19 protein-coding genes are annotated in these 19,124 nt (G+C 69.3%); 15 read left to right on the plus strand and 4 right to left on the minus strand.

Features of this window, described 5'->3' with window-relative positions; all coding sequences use genetic code 11:
• The first annotated feature begins 9 nt into the window (after positions 1–9).
• Positions 10–897, plus strand: a complete 888-nt coding sequence (locus HSX14_RS00300) for a cytochrome c oxidase subunit 3 (RefSeq protein WP_173174735.1) — start codon at positions 10–12, stop codon at positions 895–897.
• 99 nt (positions 898–996) lie between these two features.
• Here the strand turns inward: HSX14_RS00300 and HSX14_RS00305 are convergent, their stop codons facing one another.
• The gene (locus tag HSX14_RS00305) at positions 997–1,200 is read right to left on the minus strand and encodes a twin transmembrane helix small protein (RefSeq protein WP_111259294.1); all 204 of its coding nucleotides are present in this window, start codon (positions 1,198–1,200) and stop codon (positions 997–999) included.
• Positions 1,201–1,272: 72 nt separating this feature from the next.
• Here HSX14_RS00305 and HSX14_RS00310 point away from each other — a divergent pair, with 72 nt between their 5' ends.
• The 14 genes from HSX14_RS00310 (at position 1,273) to HSX14_RS00375 (ending at position 16,315) form a co-directional block, all read left to right on the plus strand.
• On the plus strand, positions 1,273–2,001 hold the full coding sequence (locus HSX14_RS00310) for an SURF1 family protein (protein ID WP_173174880.1): 729 nt from the start codon (positions 1,273–1,275) through the stop codon (positions 1,999–2,001).
• The gene (locus HSX14_RS00315) at positions 1,976–2,563 is read left to right on the plus strand and encodes a hypothetical protein (protein WP_173174737.1); all 588 of its coding nucleotides are present in this window, start codon (positions 1,976–1,978) and stop codon (positions 2,561–2,563) included. The genes HSX14_RS00310 and HSX14_RS00315 overlap by 26 nt, the downstream gene beginning before the upstream one ends.
• 95 nt (positions 2,564–2,658) lie before the next feature.
• Complete coding sequence (locus HSX14_RS00320) at positions 2,659–3,702, plus strand: COX15/CtaA family protein (RefSeq protein WP_173174739.1); 1,044 nt, start codon at positions 2,659–2,661, stop codon at positions 3,700–3,702.
• Positions 3,703–3,725: 23 nt separating this feature from the next.
• Positions 3,726–4,631 carry a heme o synthase gene (gene cyoE / locus HSX14_RS00325; RefSeq protein ID WP_173174741.1) on the plus strand — a complete coding sequence of 302 codons (906 nt, stop codon included), beginning with the start codon at positions 3,726–3,728 and terminating at the stop codon, positions 4,629–4,631.
• An 88-nt stretch (positions 4,632–4,719) separates the two neighbouring features.
• The gene (locus tag HSX14_RS00330) at positions 4,720–5,355 is read left to right on the plus strand and encodes an SCO family protein (RefSeq protein ID WP_173174743.1); all 636 of its coding nucleotides are present in this window, start codon (positions 4,720–4,722) and stop codon (positions 5,353–5,355) included.
• 81 nt (positions 5,356–5,436) lie between these two features.
• Complete coding sequence (locus HSX14_RS00335; protein ID WP_173174745.1) at positions 5,437–5,952, plus strand: RNA polymerase sigma factor; 516 nt, start codon at positions 5,437–5,439, stop codon at positions 5,950–5,952.
• A 68-nt stretch (positions 5,953–6,020) separates the two neighbouring features.
• A complete protein-coding gene (locus HSX14_RS00340; RefSeq protein ID WP_373874667.1) occupies positions 6,021–7,028 on the plus strand; it encodes a FecR family protein in 1,008 nt (335 codons plus the stop codon).
• Positions 7,029–7,169: 141 nt separating this feature from the next.
• Positions 7,170–9,839, plus strand: coding sequence for a TonB-dependent receptor (locus HSX14_RS00345; protein WP_173174749.1), 2,670 nt, complete (start codon positions 7,170–7,172; stop codon positions 9,837–9,839).
• Between the two features lie 86 nt (positions 9,840–9,925).
• A complete protein-coding gene (locus HSX14_RS00350) occupies positions 9,926–10,525 on the plus strand; it encodes a heme acquisition protein HasA (protein ID WP_173174751.1) in 600 nt (199 codons plus the stop codon).
• A gap of 159 nt (positions 10,526–10,684) precedes the next feature.
• Complete coding sequence (locus tag HSX14_RS00355) at positions 10,685–12,460, plus strand: type I secretion system permease/ATPase (RefSeq protein WP_173174753.1); 1,776 nt, start codon at positions 10,685–10,687, stop codon at positions 12,458–12,460.
• A 3-nt stretch (positions 12,461–12,463) separates the two neighbouring features.
• Positions 12,464–13,804 (plus strand): HlyD family type I secretion periplasmic adaptor subunit, encoded by a 1,341-nt coding sequence (locus tag HSX14_RS00360; protein WP_173174755.1) that lies wholly within the window; start codon positions 12,464–12,466, stop codon positions 13,802–13,804.
• Between the two features lie 5 nt (positions 13,805–13,809).
• Positions 13,810–15,138 (plus strand): TolC family outer membrane protein, encoded by a 1,329-nt coding sequence (locus HSX14_RS00365; protein WP_173174757.1) that lies wholly within the window; start codon positions 13,810–13,812, stop codon positions 15,136–15,138.
• A 174-nt stretch (positions 15,139–15,312) separates the two neighbouring features.
• Positions 15,313–15,906, plus strand: a complete 594-nt coding sequence (locus tag HSX14_RS00370) for a biliverdin-producing heme oxygenase (RefSeq protein ID WP_173174759.1) — start codon at positions 15,313–15,315, stop codon at positions 15,904–15,906.
• Positions 15,899–16,315, plus strand: coding sequence for a YbaN family protein (locus tag HSX14_RS00375; RefSeq protein WP_228723520.1), 417 nt, complete (start codon positions 15,899–15,901; stop codon positions 16,313–16,315). The genes HSX14_RS00370 and HSX14_RS00375 overlap by 8 nt, the downstream gene beginning before the upstream one ends.
• Positions 16,316–16,446: 131 nt before the next feature.
• Here HSX14_RS00375 and HSX14_RS00380 read toward each other — a convergent pair whose 3' ends face one another.
• From HSX14_RS00380 to HSX14_RS00390, 3 genes are read right to left on the minus strand one after another with little or no spacing between them, the layout of a single operon-like run.
• Positions 16,447–17,217: a MetQ/NlpA family ABC transporter substrate-binding protein gene (locus HSX14_RS00380; protein WP_173174763.1), complete on the minus strand. Its 771-nt coding sequence runs from the start codon at positions 17,215–17,217 to the stop codon at positions 16,447–16,449.
• A 55-nt stretch (positions 17,218–17,272) separates the two neighbouring features.
• Complete coding sequence (locus HSX14_RS00385) at positions 17,273–17,938, minus strand: methionine ABC transporter permease (RefSeq protein ID WP_173174765.1); 666 nt, start codon at positions 17,936–17,938, stop codon at positions 17,273–17,275.
• On the minus strand, positions 17,938–18,945 hold the full coding sequence (locus HSX14_RS00390; RefSeq protein WP_173174767.1) for a methionine ABC transporter ATP-binding protein: 1,008 nt from the start codon (positions 18,943–18,945) through the stop codon (positions 17,938–17,940). Before HSX14_RS00390 ends, HSX14_RS00385 begins: the two co-directional genes overlap by 1 nt.
• Between the last annotated feature and the right edge of the window lie 179 nt (positions 18,946–19,124).

The raw sequence follows: 19,124 nt of genomic DNA on the forward strand, positions 1-19,124 counted from the left end.
ACAACAACGATGGCAAGTCACGAGCAGTACTACGTTCCCGCCCAGAGCAAATGGCCGATCATCGCCACCATCGGCATGCTCGTCACCGTCTACGGCCTGGGCACCTGGTTCAACGACCTCAAGGCCGCGCGCCCGGATTCCAACGGCCCGCTGATCTTCTTCGTCGGCGCCCTGTGCCTGGCGTACATGCTGTTCGGCTGGTTCGGCGCGGTGATCAAGGAAAGCCGCGGCGGACTCTACAGCCCGCAGATGGACCGCTCGTTCCGCTGGGGCATGAGCTGGTTCATCTTCTCCGAGGTGATGTTCTTCGCCGCCTTCTTCGGGGCGCTGTTCTACGTGCGCGCCTGGGCCGGCCCCTGGCTGGGCGGCGAAGGCGACAAGGGCGTGGCCAACATGCTCTGGCCCAACTTCCAGTACACCTGGCCCCTGCTCAACACCCCCGACCCGAAACTCTTCCCCGGGCCGAAGGAAGTGATCGACCCGTGGCACCTGCCGCTGATCAACACCATCCTGCTGGTGACCTCCAGCTTCACCGTCACCTTCGCCCACCACGCGCTGAAGAAGGCCAACCGCAAGCTGCTGAAGATCTGGCTGGGGCTGACCATCCTCCTGGGCGTGTCCTTCCTCGCCCTGCAGGTCGAGGAATACGTCCACGCCTACACCGAGCTGGGCCTGACCCTGGGCTCGGGCATCTACGGCGCCACCTTCTTCATGCTCACCGGCTTCCACGGCGCCCACGTGACCATGGGCACGCTGATCCTCACCGTGATGCTGGTGCGCATCCTGCGCGGCCACTTCGACGCCGACCACCACTTCGGCTTCGAGGCCGCCAGCTGGTACTGGCACTTCGTCGACGTGGTCTGGGTGGGGCTGTTCATCTTTGTGTATGTGCTTTGAAGAGGCAGCTGCAAGGGGCAAGCGGCAAGCTGCAAGTGGTGGCTGAGCCCGGCTTTTCTTGCAGCTTGAAACTTGCAGCTTGCAGCTTGCAGCTCCGACCTACCAGGTCGTATGCGACACCAGCTGTCCGCTGTAGAAGCCCCAGGCCACCAGGCCGATGGTGAGGGCGGCAAGGATGACGCGGACGGTGAGGGCGTTGACCACGCGTGAGCCGCGGCCCTCGTCCTTGACCAGGAAGAACAGGCCGCTGAACAGGCTGACCACGGTGGCCAGCAGCAAGAGAACGATGAGCGCCTTGAGCATGGGGCGACTCCGGGGGCTAAGGGGGATGTCGTGCAGTATAGCCAGAGCTTTCCAGGCTCCAGGCCGCGCCGGGTGAGGGCCTTCCGCCCCGGCCTCGTGCCCACCCTCGTGGTGCTGGCGCTGCTGCCCGTGCTCGTCGGGCTGGGCATCTGGCAGCTGTCCCGCGCCGAGGAGAAGCGCCAGCTGCTGGCCGGCTACGAGGCGCGCCGCAACGCCGAGCCCATCGCCATCACCGATCTCGAGCGCCTGCCCGACCCGGCCTATGTGCGGGTGCGCCTGCAGGGCCACTTCGACGACCAGCACAGCCTGCTGCTGGACAGCCGCATCCGCGCCGGCAAGCCCGGCGTCGAGCTGCTGCAACCCTTCTACGACCAGGCCAGCGGGCTCTGGCTGCTGGTCAACCGGGGCTGGTTGCCCTGGCCGGACCGGCGCACTCCGCCGCAATTCGACACCCCGCACCAGGCCCTGGCCCTCGATGCCTGGGTCTACGTGCCGCCGGGCGCCAGCTTCGAGCTCAAGCACGTCGAAGGCACCGAATGGCCGCAACTGGTCAACCAGGTCGAGCCGCGCACCCTGTGGCAGAAGCTCGGCCGTGGCGGCCTGCCCTTCGAGCTGCGCATCGAGCCCGGCCTCGCCGCCTACGAGGCCGACTGGCCGGTGGTGGCCATGGGGCCGGAGAAGCACCTCGGCTATGCCGTGCAGTGGTTCGCCATGGCGGCGGCCCTCTGCGCGCTCTTCATCTATTTCGGTTTTCGCCAAGCACGGGAGACAACGGATGAACCCAGCCCTCGCTCTGCCTGATACGCCGCCGCGCCGCTCGCGCGGGCGCCTGCAGCTGCTGCTGATCCTCGCGGTGGTGATCGGGCCCATGGTGTTGGCCTCGGCCATGTACCACCTGCGCTTCTGGGTGCCGGACGGGCGCAGCTACCACGGCGCGCTGATCGGCAACGGCCAGACCCGCGCCGACCTCGGCGTGCAGGGCGCGGGGGACGAGGCGCTGTGGCAGCTGCTGGTCACCGCACCGCAAGGCTGCGAGGCCGACTGCCAGGAACTGGTCTACGTCGCCCGGCAGATCCACATCGGCCTCGGCCGTGAGGCCGGGCGGGCCAGCCACGCCTTCGCCGTCGGCCAGCCCTTGTCGGCGGACTACCAGCAGACCCTGGAACGCGAATACCCGCGCCTGCAGCGCTACGGCCTGGACCCGGCCGTGTACGGCAAGGCGGTGGAGAGCGACGTCACCGGCCCGCAGCTGTGGATAGTCGACCCCCACGGCAACCTGGTGCTGCGCTACGACGCGAAGATCAAGGGCAAGCAGATCCTCAACGACCTGCGCCACCTGATGAAGCTTTCGAATATAGGTTGAGGGCAGCGGCAAGCTTCAAGCTACAAGCGGCAAGAGGGTCAGCTTTCTCTTGCAGCTTGAAGCTTGCAACTTGCAGCTGAGAACGGAGTTCTCCCATGCCAAGATCATCCCGTCCCGGTTTCTACCTTGCGGTGCTGGCCACCGCGCTGGCTGTCGTGGTGGTGCTGCTGGGCGCCTACACGCGGCTGACCCATGCCGGCCTCGGTTGCCCCGACTGGCCGGGCTGCTATGGCTTCATCAGCGTGCCCAAGACCGAAGCCCAGCTGGCCCACGCCGAGGTGCATTTCCCCGAGGCGCCGGTGGAGGCCGACAAGGGCTGGAACGAGATGATCCACCGCTACTTCGCCGGCACCCTGGGCCTGGCCATCCTCGGCCTCGCGGTGCACGCCCTGTTACGGCGCGGGCGTGACGGCCAGCCGCGCAAGCTGCCGCTGCTGCTGCTCGGCGTGGTCATCGCCCAGGCCGCCTTCGGCATGTGGACGGTGACCCTCAAGCTCTGGCCCCAGGTGGTCACCGCGCACTTGCTCGGCGGCTTCACCACGCTGGCGCTGCTGTTCCTGCTCAGCCTGCGCCTGTCCGGTGCCTTCGCCCCGCTGCAACTGCCCGCGCACCTGCGCCGCCTGGCGGCACTCGGCCTGTTGCTGGTGATCGGGCAGATCGCCCTCGGCGGCTGGGTCAGCTCCAACTACGCGGCGGTGGCCTGCGTCGACCTGCCCACCTGCCATGGCCAGTGGTGGCCGGCGATGGACTTCGCCAACGGCTTCCACCTCAGCCAGCACATCGGCCCCAACTACCTGGGCGGGCAGCTGGACAGCGACGCCCGCACCGCCATCCACATGACCCACCGCCTCGGCGCCCTGGTGGTGACCCTGACCCTGCTGGTGCTCGCCTGGCGCCTGCGCGGGGCCGGTCTCGGCCGCCTCGCCGCGCTCGTGCTCGGCGCCCTGGCGCTGCAGGTCGGCCTGGGCATCAGCAACGTGATCTTCCACCTGCCGCTGCCCGTGGCAGTGGCCCACAACGGCGGCGGCGCGTTGCTGCTGCTGACGCTGGTGCTGGTGAACTACCGCGTGCGCGCGCCGGCCCTCGCCGCCGAACGCTCGCCAACGGCTGTCCGGCTGCACGCCGGCAAGCCCGCCTGAACACAAGAAGAAGGAGAGACGCCATGGCCATTCTGCTCAGTGAACGCCAGGCCCGGGTCCACGCCAGCTGGCGCGATTACCTTGAGCTGACCAAGCCCAAGGTGCTGGTGCTGATGCTCATCACCTCCCTGGTGGGGATGTTCCTCGCCACCCGCGCGGGCGTGCCCTGGGAGGTGCTGGTCTTCGGCAACCTCGGCATCGCCCTGTGCGCCGGGTCGGCGGCGGCGGTGAACCACGTGGTGGACCGGCGCATCGACTCGATCATGGCGCGTACCCTCAAGCGCCCGGTGGTCAATGGCCGCGTCTCGCCCGCTGCGGCGCTGGTCTTCGCCCTGATCCTGGCGGTGGCCGGGCAGGTGCTGCTGCTGCACTTCACCAACGAGCTCACCGCCTGGCTGACCCTCGCCTCGCTGCTGGGCTACGCGGTGATCTACACCGGCTTCCTCAAGCGCGCCACGCCGCAGAACATCGTCATCGGCGGTCTCGCCGGCGCCGCCCCGCCGATGCTCGGCTGGGTCGCGGTCACCGGCCACCTGTCCGCCGAGCCGCTGCTGCTGGTGCTGATCATCTTCGCCTGGACCCCGCCGCACTTCTGGGCCCTGGCCATCCACCGCAAGGAGGAATACGCCAAGGCCGACATCCCCATGCTGCCGGTGACCCATGGCGAGCACTACACCAAGGTGCACATCCTGCTCTACACCCTGGTGATGTTCGCCGTGAGCCTGCTGCCCTACGCCATCCACATGAGCGGCATGCTCTACCTGCTCTGCGCCATCGCCCTGGGCGGGCGCTTCCTGCAGTGGGCCTGGGTGCTCTACCGCGACAGCCGACCGCACGCCGCGATCAAGACCTTCAAGTACTCTATCGCCTACCTTTTCCTGCTGTTCATCGCCCTCTTGGTGGATCACTACCTGCTGCTGAACATCTGACTCCAAAGGCTGTTACACCGCGGACCGTGCCATTGGCACGCTTCGCGGTTAGTCTTGCCGCCACCGAATTCCCGAGTGAAGACCACCCATGACCCGTGTGCAGAAAACCGTATTCGTCCTCATCGCCCTGGTGGCGCTGGTGCTCGGCCTGACCGTGCACAAGGTGCTCAACAACCAGCGCCAGGCCGACCCGACCCAGTTGCTCGACGCCGGCATCGTGCTGCTGCCGCAGAGCCGCACCCTGCCGTCCATCAGCCTCACCGACCAGGACGGCAAGCCGGTGGCGGTCAACGAGCTCAAGGACAAGTGGAGCCTGCTGTTCTTCGGCTACACCTTCTGCCCGGACATCTGCCCCACCACCCTGGCGCAGATGCGCGAGCTCAAGGGCCTGCTGCCGGAAGCGGCGCGCAACAACCTGCGCGTGGTGCTGGTCAGCGTCGACCCCAACCGCGACACCCCGCAGCAGCTCAAGCAGTACCTGGGCTACTTCGACCCGGCCTTCGTCGGCTACACCGGCGAGCTGGCCTCGATCCAGAAGCTGGCCAATGCCGTGAGCATCCCCTTCATCCCGGCCGACACCAGCAAGGAAAACTACACCGTCGACCACAGCGGCAACCTCGTGGTGATCGGCCCGGATGGCACCCAGCGCGGCTTCATCCGCGCGCCGCTGAACAACCAGAAGCTCAAGGACCAGTTGCCGACCCTGCTGGCGCCGGCCAGCTGAGAAGCTTCTTTCTCAATTGCAACTAATTCTCAATAAAAATAAGATGGCGCTCCCTCACCCTCCGCCAGTCAGGGAGCGCGCTTGTCGGAGCCCGATCTCAAGAGCCTTTTCATCAAGCATGCGAAGGCCCTGCAAAGCCTGTTGACGCGCAAGGTGCGCGACCCGCAGCTGGCCGCCGACCTGGTCCAGGAGAGCTTCCTGCGCCTGGCCGAACAACGCGGCAAGGAACGCATCGACAACAGCCCCGCGTACCTCTACCGCACCGCCCACAACCTGATGATCGACCACGCCCGGCAACAGTCGCGGCGCAGGACCGAGTCGGTGCCCCACGAGGCGCTGGAGGAGATAGTCGAGGAGCGCCCCGGTCTCGATGACCAGGCCGCCGAGGCCCAGCGCATGCGCAGGCTGCGCGAGGCGGTGGCGGAACTGCCGCCGCGCACCCGCGAGATCTTCCGCCTCAACCGCCTCGAAGGCCTGACCCACGCCGAGGTCGCGCGGCGACTGGAGATCTCCGACAGTTCGGTACAGAAGCACCTGTCCCGGGCTCTCGCGCATGTCATGCAGCGCCTGCAGGACGACGCCCGGGACGCCACATGACCAACGGTTTACCGAGTATCGGCGCCTCGGACGTCAGCATTCCCATAACGAGAACTCGAGAGACCGACGTGATCAGCCACGACCTGCGCGAGCAGGAAATCCGCCAGCAAGCCGCCGACTGGGCCGTCCGCCTCTGCGCCGGGCCCCTGGACGCCGAACAGGCGCGGGCCCTGGCCCTCTGGCAGGCCGAGGACGCGCGCCACCCGCCCGCCTTGCAGTTCGCCCAGCGCACCTGGGCCGACCTCGCGCGCCTGGGCGAGATGCCCGCGCCCGCCCAGGCGCCCGCCCCCCAGGCGACACACCTGGCCCGGCCGCGCCTGTCGGCACGCCGTCGCCCGCGCCTGCGCTGGGTGGCCAGCGCCGCCGCCGTGCTGCTGCTGGCGGGGCCCGGCGTGGAGCAGGGCCGGCAGATGCTGCGGCCGCTGCTCGCCGACCACGCCACCGCCAAGGGCGAGGTGCGCCAGGTGCAGTTGCCGGACGGCAGCCGGGTGGAGCTCGACACCCGCAGCGCCATCGACCTGGAATTCAGCGACACCGAGCGCCGGGTGCGCCTGCTCGGCGGTGATGCCTACTTCACCGTGGCACCGCTGGGGCCGAACGAGTCTCGCCCCTTCGTGGTCGAGAGCGCCGGGGGCACCACCCGCGCGCTGGGCACCCAGTTCCTGGTCAGCCAGGACGATGCGCGCGGCGCCTGGGTCGGCGTCACCGAACACAGCGTCGCCGTGGCGCTGGAACAGGCGCCCGAGCGGGGCGCGCGCGAGCAGATCCTGCAGGAGGGCCAGAGCGCCCGCTACGACGCCCATGGCGGCATCGAGGCCCTCGCCCCGCGTGACTTGCAGCGTGCCACCAGCTGGCGACGCGGCGTGCTGGTGTTCGAGCGCGTGCCCCTGGGGCAGGTCGCCGAGCAGCTCAACCGCTACCGGCCCGGCCGCGTGCTGATCAGCGACTCTGCCCTGGCCGGTCGCGAGGTCAGCGGCGTGTTCCGCCTCGACATCCTCGACGAGGCCCTGGACACCCTCACCCACGAACTCAAGGTCAGCCGCCTCGACCTGCCCGGCGTCACCTTCCTCTACTGAGCCGGCGGCCCGCCCGGTGCGGGCTCCGGCGCCCCCGCTGCAAGAATCCCGAAAAAACCTTACTGAGTTTTCCCGGCTGGCTCGTCTTGGTGTTGAGAGTGATTTTCATTCACCAAAACAACGAAGCCGTAAGGAAGACCGATGAACGTATGCAAGGGGCCGGGCCAGCGATGCCGTCGTGCGCTGCTCGCCTTGGGGGGAAGCTGGATGCTGGCCTGCGTGGGGGCGCTGCAGGCCGCCGAGTCCGATCCGCTGGCGACGCAGGCGCAGCAGGTCCTGGTCGCCTTCGACATTCCGGCGCAGCCGCTGGACAGCGCGGTGCTGGCCTTCGCCGAGCAGTCCGGCGTGCAGGTGATCTTCGACGCCGCCCTGCTCGAAGGGCTGCGGGGCAATGCGGTGCACGGTCGCCTCGACGTGCGAGCGGGCCTGCGGGCCCTGCTGCTTGGCCACCCGGTGAGCTACAGCTTCGCCTCGCCGCGCCAGGTGAGCCTGAGCCGTACCTACGCCGAGGCGGATGGCCGGGCCCTGCAACTGGGCGCCACCCATGTACAGGGGCAGGCGATCGCCGATGACTGGGTCTATGAGGCGCCCCGCTCCGTCGCCGTGATCGGCCGCGAGCAGATCGACCGCAACCCGCCGCGCCATGCCGCCGACATGCTCGAACAGAGCGCCGGCGTGTACACCGCCGTCAGCCAGCAGGACCCGGGGCTTTCGGTGAACATCCGCGGCCTGCAGGACTATGGTCGGGTCAACATGAACATCGACGGCATGCGCCAGAACTTCCAGCAGAGTGGCCACCAGCAGCGCAACGGCACGATGTACATCGACCCGGAGCTGCTCTCCGCCGTGACCATCGAGAAGGGCGCCACCTCGGGCATGGGCGGCGCCGGGGTGATCGGTGGCGTGGCCGAGTTCAGCACCCTCGATGCCCGCGAATTCATCCACCCGGGCAAGGAGTTCGGGGGCCGCCTGCGCGCCACCAGCGGGCTCGGTGGCCATGCCAATGGCACCGACTTCATCGGCAGCAGCGCCTTCGCCCTGGGCAACGAGATCGGCGACCTCCTCGTCGCGGCCAGCGAGCGCCACCTGGGCGACTACGATCCCGGCACCCACGGCAGCATCGGCGCGCTGCGCACCGGTTCGGCGAGCGACCCCGGCATCGCCGACCGCATCAAGCACTCGACCGTCGCCTACTCCGGCTCCACCCTGCGCTCGCGCCTGGCCAAGCTGGGGTGGAACCTGCCCGCCGACCAGCGCCTCCAGTTCGCCTACCTGCGCACCCAGGTCTCCTACGACGACGCCAACATGATGAACGTGCAGAACGCCGAGCTCTGGGAAAAGCTCGGCAGCAGCAACGTGGTGTCGCAGAACTTCGCCCTGGACTACAGCTACGGCCCGGACGACCCGCTGGTCGACCTCAAGGCCAAGCTCTATTACGTCGACAATCGCAACGAGCAGAGCACCCTGACCCGCGGCACCGCTGCCGGCTACGACGTCACCTACCAGACCGACACCTATGGCCTGCAGCTGCAGAACACCTCGACCCTCGCGCTGCTCGACCGTGCCGGCCTGAAGGCCAACTACGGCCTCGAGTACTTCCTTGACAAGGTCCGCCCCGACTCCACCCAGGCCACGGCCGCCAGCTCGGCTGTGGACTATCCGGTATCCGAAGGCATGACGCCCCGGGGCGAGCGCGCTATGGGCAGCCTGTTCGGCAACCTCGAATTCGACTACGACGACTGGCTGACGCTGAGCGCGGGCCTGCGTTACGACCGCTATCGCCTCGAGGGCGAGACCGGTATGAACATCAGCACCTTCACCCTCGGCACCACCCAGCAGGTCACGGTGCCGCTGCGCTATGACGTGGACCGGGAAGAGGGCCGGTTTTCCCCGACCTTCGGCATCTCGGTCAGGCCCGGAGTGGATTGGCTGCAGCTGTTCGCCCGCTACGTCGAAGGCTGGCGCCCACCGGCGGTGACCGAGACGCTGATCTCCGGCCGCCCCCACGGCGGCAGCGCGGAGACCCTGTACCCCAACCCGCTCCTCGAGCCGGAGCGCTCCCAGTCCTGGGAGGTGGGGTTCAACGTCTTCACACGGAGCCTCATCACCGAGGGCGATGCCCTGGGCCTGAAGGTCGCCTACTTCGACACGCGCATCGAAGACTTCACCTTCATGTCGGTCGGCCTGCAGCGCCCCGGCTATGGCCTGCCCGCGCTGGGCACCGCCGCCTACGTGAACGACCTCAGCAGCACGCGCTTCCGGGGTGTCGAATACGCCCTCGACTACGACACGGGCGGCTACTACGGCAACCTCACCTACACCCACATGATCGGCGAGAACCAGTACTGCCGGAACCAGGCCTGGCTGGGCGGCGTCACCTCGCCGGTGTACGGCACCGGGCGCCGCCCGCCGGTCATCGGCATGGTGCCGAACCAGGCCGCGAACGCCATGGTCGGCTGTGGCGGGATGATGGGCACCGCCGAGCACATGCCCATGGACCGCGGCAGCCTCACCCTCGGCACCCGCCTGCTCGACCGCCGCCTGGATGTCGGCATCCGCGCCCGCTACAGCGAAGGCTACGCCCTGGACAGCGGGGACCCGGATGCCCGCGACCAGATCTACCCCGCCGACTGGAAGTCCTACACCGTCTACGACCTCTACGGCAGCTACCGGGCCAGTGACTCCCTGACCCTGCGCCTGGCCCTCGACAACGTCACCGACCGCGCCTACCTGGTGCCGCTGGGCGATGTGCTGGCCTTCACCCTCGGCCGTGGCCGCACCTTGCAGGGGACCGTGGAATACAGCTTCTGAGCCGCATTTGCCCATGAAGGGCAAAACCGCCGTGCGGCTGCCTGCCGTGCGGCGCCAACCTGTGAAACCTCAATCGGAGAACGAGCATGAGCCTTTCCATCACCTACTCCACCACCTACTCCAGCTGGACCATCAGCGATTACCTGGCCGACTGGGCGGGCTACTTCGGTGACGCCAACCATCGCGTCGGTGAAGTCGAGGACGGCGTGAACACCGGTGGTTTCTACCCGGGCACCCTCAGCGGTACCCAGTACGCGCTGACCAGCCCGAACAGCGATGCCGGCTTCGTCGCCGAAGGCAACCTGACCTACTCGCTGTTCTCCGCGCCGGCCCACACCCTGTACGGCTCGCTGGACACCGTCTCGCTGGGCACCGACGTCACCCGGGATGCGTCCGGCTTCGGCTTCAGCGGCGGCGCGGAAGCCAGCTTCAGCGGCCTGGGCCTGTCCAGCCTGCTCAGCGAAGGCCATGCCGGCATCGTCCACCAGGTCGTCTACGGCCTGATGAGCGGCGACGCCACCGCCTTGCAGGGTGTGCTCGACGGCCTGCTGGACGACTACGGCGTGGACACCGGCGACACCTTCGACGTGGTGGCCGCCGCCCTGGCCGCCGGCCCGCTGAGCCTGGCTCCGGCCGAGGCGGTGGGCGTGCAGGCGCCGGTCGAGGACCTGGCCCTGGCCGCCTGAGCCCGGGCGTAAAAAAAGCGAATGGAAGATCGCTCCTCCATTCGCTCCGTTGTCGCCACCGCAGCCCGTGTCTTGCAGGGCCCAGGCTGCGGTGGCGCGAATTCTGTGGCCGCACCCGGCAGGCGTCAATCGCCGGGCGCGGCCCTTCTGGGGTCTTCGATGAAGCGCATGCCTTCTCCCAAGCCGGACGACCTGCTGCAGGCCCTCGGGGGTTGCAGGGCCGCCCTGCTCAACATCGGCCTGTTCACTGCCGTGACCAACCTGCTGATGCTCGCCCCGGCGATCTACATGCTGCAGGTCTACGACCGGGTGCTGTCGTCCGGCAACGAGATGACCCTGCTGATGCTCAGCATCATGGTGCTCGGCCTGTTCGCCTTCATGGGCGTGCTGGAGTGGGTGCGCAGCCTGGTGGTGATCCGCCTCGGCAGCCGGCTGGACATGCAGCTCAACCCGCGCGTCTTCGCGGCCGCCTTCGAGGCCAGCCTGGCGGCCGACGGCCGGGGCGCGGCGTCACAGGCCCTGGGCGATCTCAATGCCTTGCGCCAGTTCGCCACCGGGCAGGCGCTGTTCGCCTTCTTCGATGCGCCCTGGTTCCCGCTCTACCTGCTGGTGATGTTCATGTTCAGCCCCTGGCTGGGGCTGCTGGCGCTGGTCGGTGCCCTGGCGCTGATGGCGCTGGCCTGGCTCAACGAGCGCGTCACGCTGGAGCCCCTGAGCGAGGCCGGGCGGCTCTCGCAGCTGGCCGGGCAGCAGGCCGCCGCCGACCTGCGCAACGCCGAGGTGGCCGAGGCCATGGGCATGTTCGCGGCCCTGCGCCAGCAATGGGCGGGCCTGCACCAGGGCTTCCTGGCGCGGCAGAGCCAGGCCAGCGAGCGCATGGCGGCCATCACCGCGCTGTCCAAGGTCGCGCGCCTGGCCCTGCAGTCGCTGGTGCTGGGGCTGGGGGCCTGGCTGGCCATCGAGCAGCTGATCAGCCCCGGGATGATGATCGCCGGCTCCATCCTCATGGCCCGGGTGCTGGCGCCCATCGACCAGCTCATCGCCGTCTGGCGGCAATGGAGCTCCGCGCGCCTGGCCTACGCCCGGCTGCGCGACCTGCTCCAGGCCCAGCCGCCGCGCAGCGCCGGCATGCCGCTGCCGCCGCCCGAGGGGCGCCTGGCGGTCGAGCAGCTCGCAGCGATGCAGCCCGGCACCCGCAAACCCTGCCTGGCCAACATCGGCTTCGAGCTGGCCGCGGGCGAAACCCTGGGCATCCTCGGCGCCTCCGGCTCGGGCAAGTCCACCCTCGCGCGCCTGCTGGTGGGCGCGGCGCAGCCCGCCTCCGGCAAGGTCCGCCTGGACGGCGCCGACCTGCAGCACTGGGACAGGGGCGCACTCGGCCCGCATATCGGCTACCTGCCCCAGGACGTGCAGCTGTTCGCCGGCAGCATCGCCGAGAACATCGCGCGCCTGGGTGCCGTCGACCCGGACCGGGTGGTCGAGGCCGCCCGGCTCGCGGGTGTGCACGAGCTGATCCTCAAGCTGCCGCAGGGCTACGACACCCGCCTCGGCGAAGGCGGCGCGGGGCTCTCCGGCGGCCAGCGCCAGCGTATCGGCCTCGCCCGCGCGCTCTACGGCCTGCCGGCGCTGATCGTGCTGGACGAACCCAACGCCAACCTGGACGAGGCGGGCGAACAGGCACTGCTGGCCGCCATCGCCCGGCTGCGCGCGTGCGGGCGCACCCTGGTCCTCATCACCCACAAGCCGGCCCTGATCGCCGGTGCCGACCAGTTGCTGGTGCTGCGGGGTGGGCAGATGCAGGCCTTCGGGCCCGCCGCCCGGGTGCTGCAGGACCTGCAGCGCGGCGCCCGGCCCGCGCCGACCGCCCCTCAACCGGCCCCGGCCCTGCGGGTCGCGCCCACCATCAGCATGAGCTACGGCTCCCCGGGTAACTGACCGATGACCGCCTTGCACAGCCCGCCCCTCCCGCCGCGCCCCGCCCTGCACGAAGCACCCCCGGTGGATGATCGCCAGCCCGCGCGGCTCGGCCTCTGGCTGGTGCTGCTCGGCTTCGGTGGCCTGCTCCTGTGGGCCGCCCTGGCCCCGCTCGACAAGGGCGTACCGGTGGCGGGCACCGTGGTCGTCTCCGGTCATCGGCAGGCCGTGCAGCACCCGCTGGGCGGGGTGGTCGAGCGCCTGCTGGTGCGGGACGGCGACCGCGTCCAGGCCGGGCAGGTGCTGCTGCGGATGGACACCACCCGGGCGCGCGCCCAGCGCGATGCCCTGCGGGCGCAGTACCTCAACGCCCGCGCCAGCGAGGCCCGCCTGCGCGCCGAGCGCGAGGGCAGCGTGCGCATCGCCTTCCCGGAGGCGCTGCGTGCCGATGCCGGCGAGCCCTGGGTGAACGATGCCCTGGCGTTGCAGGAAGCGCTTCGCGCCAGCCGCCGCGAGACGCTTGAGAGCGAACTGGACGGCCTGCGCGAAAGCATCGCCGGCGCCCGGGCGATGCTCCAGGGCATCACCGCCTCGATGGCCCACAAGGAAGAGCAGCGCGCCGCCCTGCAGGAGCAGTTGGGCGGCCTGCGCGCCCTGGCCCGGGACGGCTACATCGCGCGCAACCGCTTGCTGGACAACGAGCGGCTCTACGCCCAGGTCAACGGTGCGATCGCCGAGGACCTCGGCAACATCGGCCGCACCCGGCGGCAGATGCTCGAGCTGAAGCTGCGCATCCAGCAGCGCCGGCAGGAATTCCAGCGCGACGTGCACCAGCAGCTCGCCGATACCCAGGCCAGCGCCGAGGACCTGGCCAGCCGCCTGCGCAGCGCCGAGGCCGAGCTGGCGGCCACCCGGGTGCGGGCTCCGGCCAGCGGCACCGTGGTCGGCCTCGCCGTGTTCACCGAGGGCGGCGTGGTCGCGGCCGGCCAGCAGCTGATGGAGATCGTCCCGGCCGATGCGCCCCTGCTGGTGGACGCGCGGGCACCGGTGGAGCTGGTGGACCGGCTGCGCCCCGGGCTGCCGGTGGAGCTGCGCTTCGTCGCCTTCAACCAGAGCCGCACGCCCCGGGTGAGCGGCGAGGTGGCGCTGGTCTCGGCCGACAGGCTGCTGGACGAGGCCACGCAGCAGCCCTACTACCAGGTGCGGGTCAAGGTCGCCGGCGAGGGCATGCGCCAGCTCGCCGGCGAGGAGATCCGCCCCGGCATGCCGGTGGAGGCCTTCGTGCGCACCGGCGAGCGCTCGCTGCTCAACTACCTGTTCAAGCCGCTGACCGACCGCGCCCACGTCGCGCTGGCGGAGGAGTGAGCCCGATGCGCCTGCTGCTGGCCATGCTCCTGCTGCTGCCCGGCCTTCCCGCCGCGGCCCTCGACCTGCGCGACGCCTACGCCCTGGCGCTGCGCAACGACCCGACCTTCCACGCCGCCCTCGCCGAGCGCGACGCCGGCCACGAAGAGCGGGTGATCGGCCGCGCCGCGCTGTTGCCCAGGCTGTCCTACAGCTACAACAGCGGTCGCAACGACTCCGAGGTGACCCAGTCCACCGCCCTCGGCGACATCACCAGCGAGCGCGACTACCGCAGCTACTCCTCCACCTTCACCCTGCAGCAGCCGCTGTTCGACTACGCCGCCTGGGCCGAATACCGCCAGGGCCAGGCCAAGGCGCTGCTGGCCGACGAGCGCCTGCGCAGCCGCAGCCAGGAGCTGGCGGTGCGCCTGTTCAACGCCTATTGCGAGGCGCTGTTCGCCCACGAGCAGATCGCCCTCGCGCAAGCCCAGCGCCGCGCCTACGCCGAGCAGCTGCAGCTCAACCAGCGCCTGTTCGAGGCCGGCGAGGGCACCCGCACCGACCTGCTGGAGACCCGTGCCCGCCATGACCTCGCCCAGGCCCAGGAGATCGAGGCCGCGGACAACCTCGATGCGGCCCTGCGTGAGCTGCAGGCCATAGTCGGCGAGCCCCTGGATATCCAGGACCTCGCGCCCCTGGCCGACGGCTTCCGCGTGCCGCCGCTGCAGCCGGCGCGCTTCGAGACCTGGCGCGACCTGGCCCTGGCCAGCAACCCGGAGCTGGCCTCGCAGCGCCACGCCCTGGACGCCGCGAGCTACGCGGTGGAACGCAACCGCGCGGGGCACCTGCCCACCCTCAGCGCCTACGCCAGCACCAGCAAGACCCGCTCCGGCTCCGAGAGCACCTACAACCAGAAGTACGACACCGACAGCGTCGGCATCCAGATCAGCCTGCCGCTGTTCGCCGGCGGCGCGGTCTCCGCCTCCACCCGCCAGGCCGCCGCCGAGATGGAGCGCGCCAGCCACGCCCTGGATGCGCAGACCGCCGAGACCCTCAACCAGCTGCGCAAGCAGTTCAACCTCTGCGCCAGCAGCGGCGCCAGGGTCCGTGCCTACGAGCTGGCGGTGGAATCGGCCACGACCCTGATCGAAGCCACCAGGCGCAGCGTGGCCGGCGGCGAGCGGGTCAACCTCGACGTGCTCAATGCCGAGCAGCAGCTCTACGGCGCCCGCCGCGACCTGGCCCAGGCGCGCTACGGCTACCTGCGCGCCTGGCTGCAGCTGAAGGTCCACGCCGGGTTGCTGGAGGCCGCAGACCTGGACGTGCTGGCGGGGTATTTCCGGGCGCGGGGGTGAGGCCCTGGGTGGGTTTGGTCGGCCCCCACGTTCGCGGGGAACGCCCGGACGGGCAGCGCGCCGGGCCCTTGAGAGATCACGGAATATTTTTTACTGAGTTTCATTCGCTACAACGTCATTCAGTGCAAAGCCCGGCCGTTCGACCGGGCATGCCACCCGAATCGAGACACCGTCATGACCGCTTCCCAGCCGCAACTCTCCCATCCCCTGCGTTCCCAGCGCCTCAACCAGTTGACCCACGAGCCCCACAGCCGCCTGGACGCCCTGGTGAAGAGCCACGACCCCTTCGGCAATCGCGAGAACTTCGCCCGCTTCGTCGCCGCCCAGTACCTGTTCCAGTACGACCTGGCGGCGCTCTACGCCGATGCCGGGCTGGGTGCGATCTTCGACGGCCTCGCCGGCCGGGCCCGCCATGAGCAGGCGCGCCTCGACCTGGCCGACCTGGGCCATGCGCTGCCGGAGGGCGACGAGACCGTGCGTGGCGCAAGCCACGGGCTCGGCGCCGCCCTGGGCTGGCTGTTCGTGTCCGAGGGTTCCAAGCTCGGTGCCGCGTTCCTCTACAAGCGCGCCGAGGCACTGCAGCTGTCCGACAGCTTCGGCGCCCGCCACCTGGGCGACCCGGAAGGCGGTCGCGCCCAGGGTTGGAAAAGCTTCGTCGCCACCCTCGACGGCATCGAGCTGGATGCCGAGCAGGAACGCCAGGCGGAAGCCGCGGCCATCGCCGCCTTCAACCGCTTCGCCGACCACCTGGAGCGCTGCTTTGCCTGAGGCCGTTGCGCGGGGGCCGCTGCGCTGGTTGTGGCAGGCCCTCGCCTACCTCTTCATCGGCCTGGCGCTGCTGGGCGTGGTGCTGCCGGGGCTGCCCACCACCGAGTTTGTGCTGCTGGCGGCCTGGGCGGCGGCCAAGGGCTCGCCGCGCCTCAGTGCCTGGCTGGAGAACCACCGCCTGCTCGGCCCCTCGCTGCGCAACTGGCGCAACGGCGGGGTCATCACCCGGCGCACCAAGGTCGTCGCCAGCCTGAGCATGAGCCTGGGCCTGACGCTGATGGCCTGCACCGTGCCGCACACGCCCTCGGTGATCATGGCCGGCATTGGCATGGCGATCGGCGCCGCGTGGATCTGGTCGCGCCCGGAGACGCTGCCGGCGCGGGTTGAAGGCCCTGGCACCGCCTCGTAGGTCGGGTGCAACCCGACGGCAGGGCACGATGTACACCCGGGTTTCACCCGCCCTACGGTGTTGATCGACGCCGTTCCGCGCCCACAAAAAAGCCCGCTCGATGAGCGGGCTTCTTCATGACCGGGAAGCGATCAGAACGCCGGTACCACGGCGCCCTTGTACTTCTCGAGGATGAACTGCTTCACCTCGGGGCTGTGCAGGGCCTTGGCCAGCTTCTGCATGTCGACGCTGTCCTTGTTGTCCGGGCGGGACACCAGGATGTTCACGTAGGGCGAGTCGCTGCCTTCGATGGCCAGGGCGTCCTTGGTGGGGTTCAGCTTGGCTTCCAGGGCGTAGTTGGTGTTGATCAGGGCCAGGTCGACCTGGGTCAGCACGCGCGGCAGGGTGGCCGCTTCCAGTTCACGCACCTTGATGCCCTTGGGGTTCTCGGCGATGTCCTTGGGGGTGGCGGTGATGCTGGTGTTGTCCTTCAGCTTGATCACGCCGACCTTGTCCAGCAGCAGCAGCGCACGGCCGCCGTTGGTGGCGTCGTTGGGGATGACCACGGCGGCGCCCTGGGGCAGCTCGTCGAGCTTCTTGATCTTGCTGGAGTAGGCGCCGAAGGGCTCGATGTGCACGCCGGCGACGCTCACCAGCTGGGTGCCCTTGGCCTTGTTGAACTCATCCAGGTACGGCTGGTGCTGGAAGAAGTTGGCGTCCAGGCGCTTCTCGGCCACCTGCACGTTGGGCTGCACGTAGTCGGTGAAGACCTTGATTTTCAGGTCCACGCCTTCCTTGGCCAGCTGCGGCTTGATGAATTCGAGGATTTCCGCATGCGGCACCGGGGTGGCGGCCACGGTCAGGGTGTCGGCCTGGGCGGAGAGGGCAGCGAAGGCGGCAGCGGCCACCAGCAGTTTTTTCATGGAACGCTCCTTATGGGAATGCGAGGGCCGGGTCGGGTGGACGCCGGCCATCCTTTCACTTGCGCGAGAAATGCACCACCAGCTTGTCGCCGATGGTCTGCAGGATCTGGACGAGCACCAGCAACAGCACCACGGTGACCACCATCACGTCGGTCTGGAAGCGCTGGTAGCCGAAGCGGATGGCGAGGTCGCCCAGGCCGCCCGCGCCTACCACGCCGGCCATCGCGGTGTAGGACACCAGGGTGATGGCGGTGACGGTGATGGCGGCGATGATGCCCGGGCGCGCTTCCGGCAGCAGGGCGTTGACCACGATCTGCCGGGTGGTGGCGCCCATGGACTGGGTGGCCTCGATGATGCCGCGGTCCACCTCGCGCAGGGCGGTTTCCACCAGGCGCGCGAAGAATGGCGTGGCGCCCACCACCAGCGGCGGGATGGCGCCGGCGACACCCAGGGAGGTGCCGGTGATGAACACGGTGAAGGGGATCATCACGATCAGCAGGATGATGAACGGCAGCGAGCGCAGCACGTTCACCACCAGCGACAGCAGGCTGTAGACGGCGCGGTTCTCGAACAGCTGGCGCGGGCTGGTGAGGAACAGCAGCACGCCCAGCGGCAGGCCCAGCAGCACGGTGAACAGCAGCGAACCGCCCAGCATCAGCAGGGTGTCCAGGCTGGCCAGCCAGATTTCGTACCAGTCGATGTTGGCGATGAGCTCTTGCATCAGCGCAGGACCTCCAGGTGCACGTCCGCTTCGCGGAAGCAGGTCAGCGCGGCCTCGATGTCGCCGCCGGTCAGGGCCAGGGTGAGCTGGCCGTAGGGGGTGTCCTTGATGCGGTCGATACGCCCCGCGAGGATGCTGTAGTCGACGCCGGTGCGGCGCGCGACGGTGCCCAGCAGCGGCGCGTAGGTGGCCTCGCCACGGAAGGTCAGGCGCAGGATGCGGCCCTGGACGTGGGCGAAGTCGTCACGCTGCTCGCCCTCGTCCACCTGCTCGTCTTCCTGGACGAAGCGCTGGGTGGTGGGGTGCTGCGGGTGGAGGAAGACATCGGCCACCGGGCCCTGCTCGACGATGACGCCGGCATCCATCACCGCGACGCGGTCGCAGACGCGACGGATCACGTCCATCTCGTGGGTGATGAGGACGATGGTCAGGTTCAGCTCGCGGTTGATCTCCGCCAGCAGCTGCAGGACCTGGCCGGTGGTCTGCGGGTCGAGGGCGCTGGTGGCTTCGTCGCAGAGCAGGATCTTCGGCTGGGTGGCCAGGGCGCGGGCGATGCCGACGCGCTGCTTCTGGCCGCCGGAGAGCTGGGCGGGGAATTTCTTCGCGTGGTCGCTGAGGCCGACGCGGGCCAGCAGTTCGGCGACGCGGGCGTCGATCTCGGCGCGGGACAGCTCGCCCGCCAGCTTCAGCGGCAGGGCGACGTTGTCGGCGACGGTCTTGGACGACAGCAGGTTGAAGTGCTGGAAGATCATGCCGACGCGCTGGCGGAAGCGGCGCAGGCCTTCGGCATCGAGGGCGGTGACATCCTCGCCGGCGATGACGATGCGGCCGCCGCTGGGTTCCTCCAGGCGGTTGATCAGGCGCAGCAGGGTGCTCTTGCCGGCGCCGGAGTGGCCGATCAGGCCGAACACCTCGCCCTGCTCGACGCGCAGGTCGGTGGGCTGCAAGGCTGGAATCTCGCGGCCTTCGACGCGATACGCCTTGTGGACGTCATGGAATTCGATCACGGGGGGAAACCTTGTGGGTTCTCGGGGGCCGGGTGGGCCTAAAAAGCCGGGTAGTTTACCTGTTCGCGCATAGGCGCCGAAAATCTTTGTCGGCCTAGGGCTATAGCCAGATGGAATATGGGTGGCGTGCGCGCGACCCCCTGCGGTGATGCCGCAGGGGGGAGTGGATGCAGGTTTCA

Origin of the sequence: Pseudomonas tohonis, from assembly GCF_012767755.2 — a bacterium.
GTDB classification, from domain to species: Bacteria; Pseudomonadota; Gammaproteobacteria; order Pseudomonadales; family Pseudomonadaceae; genus Metapseudomonas; species Metapseudomonas tohonis.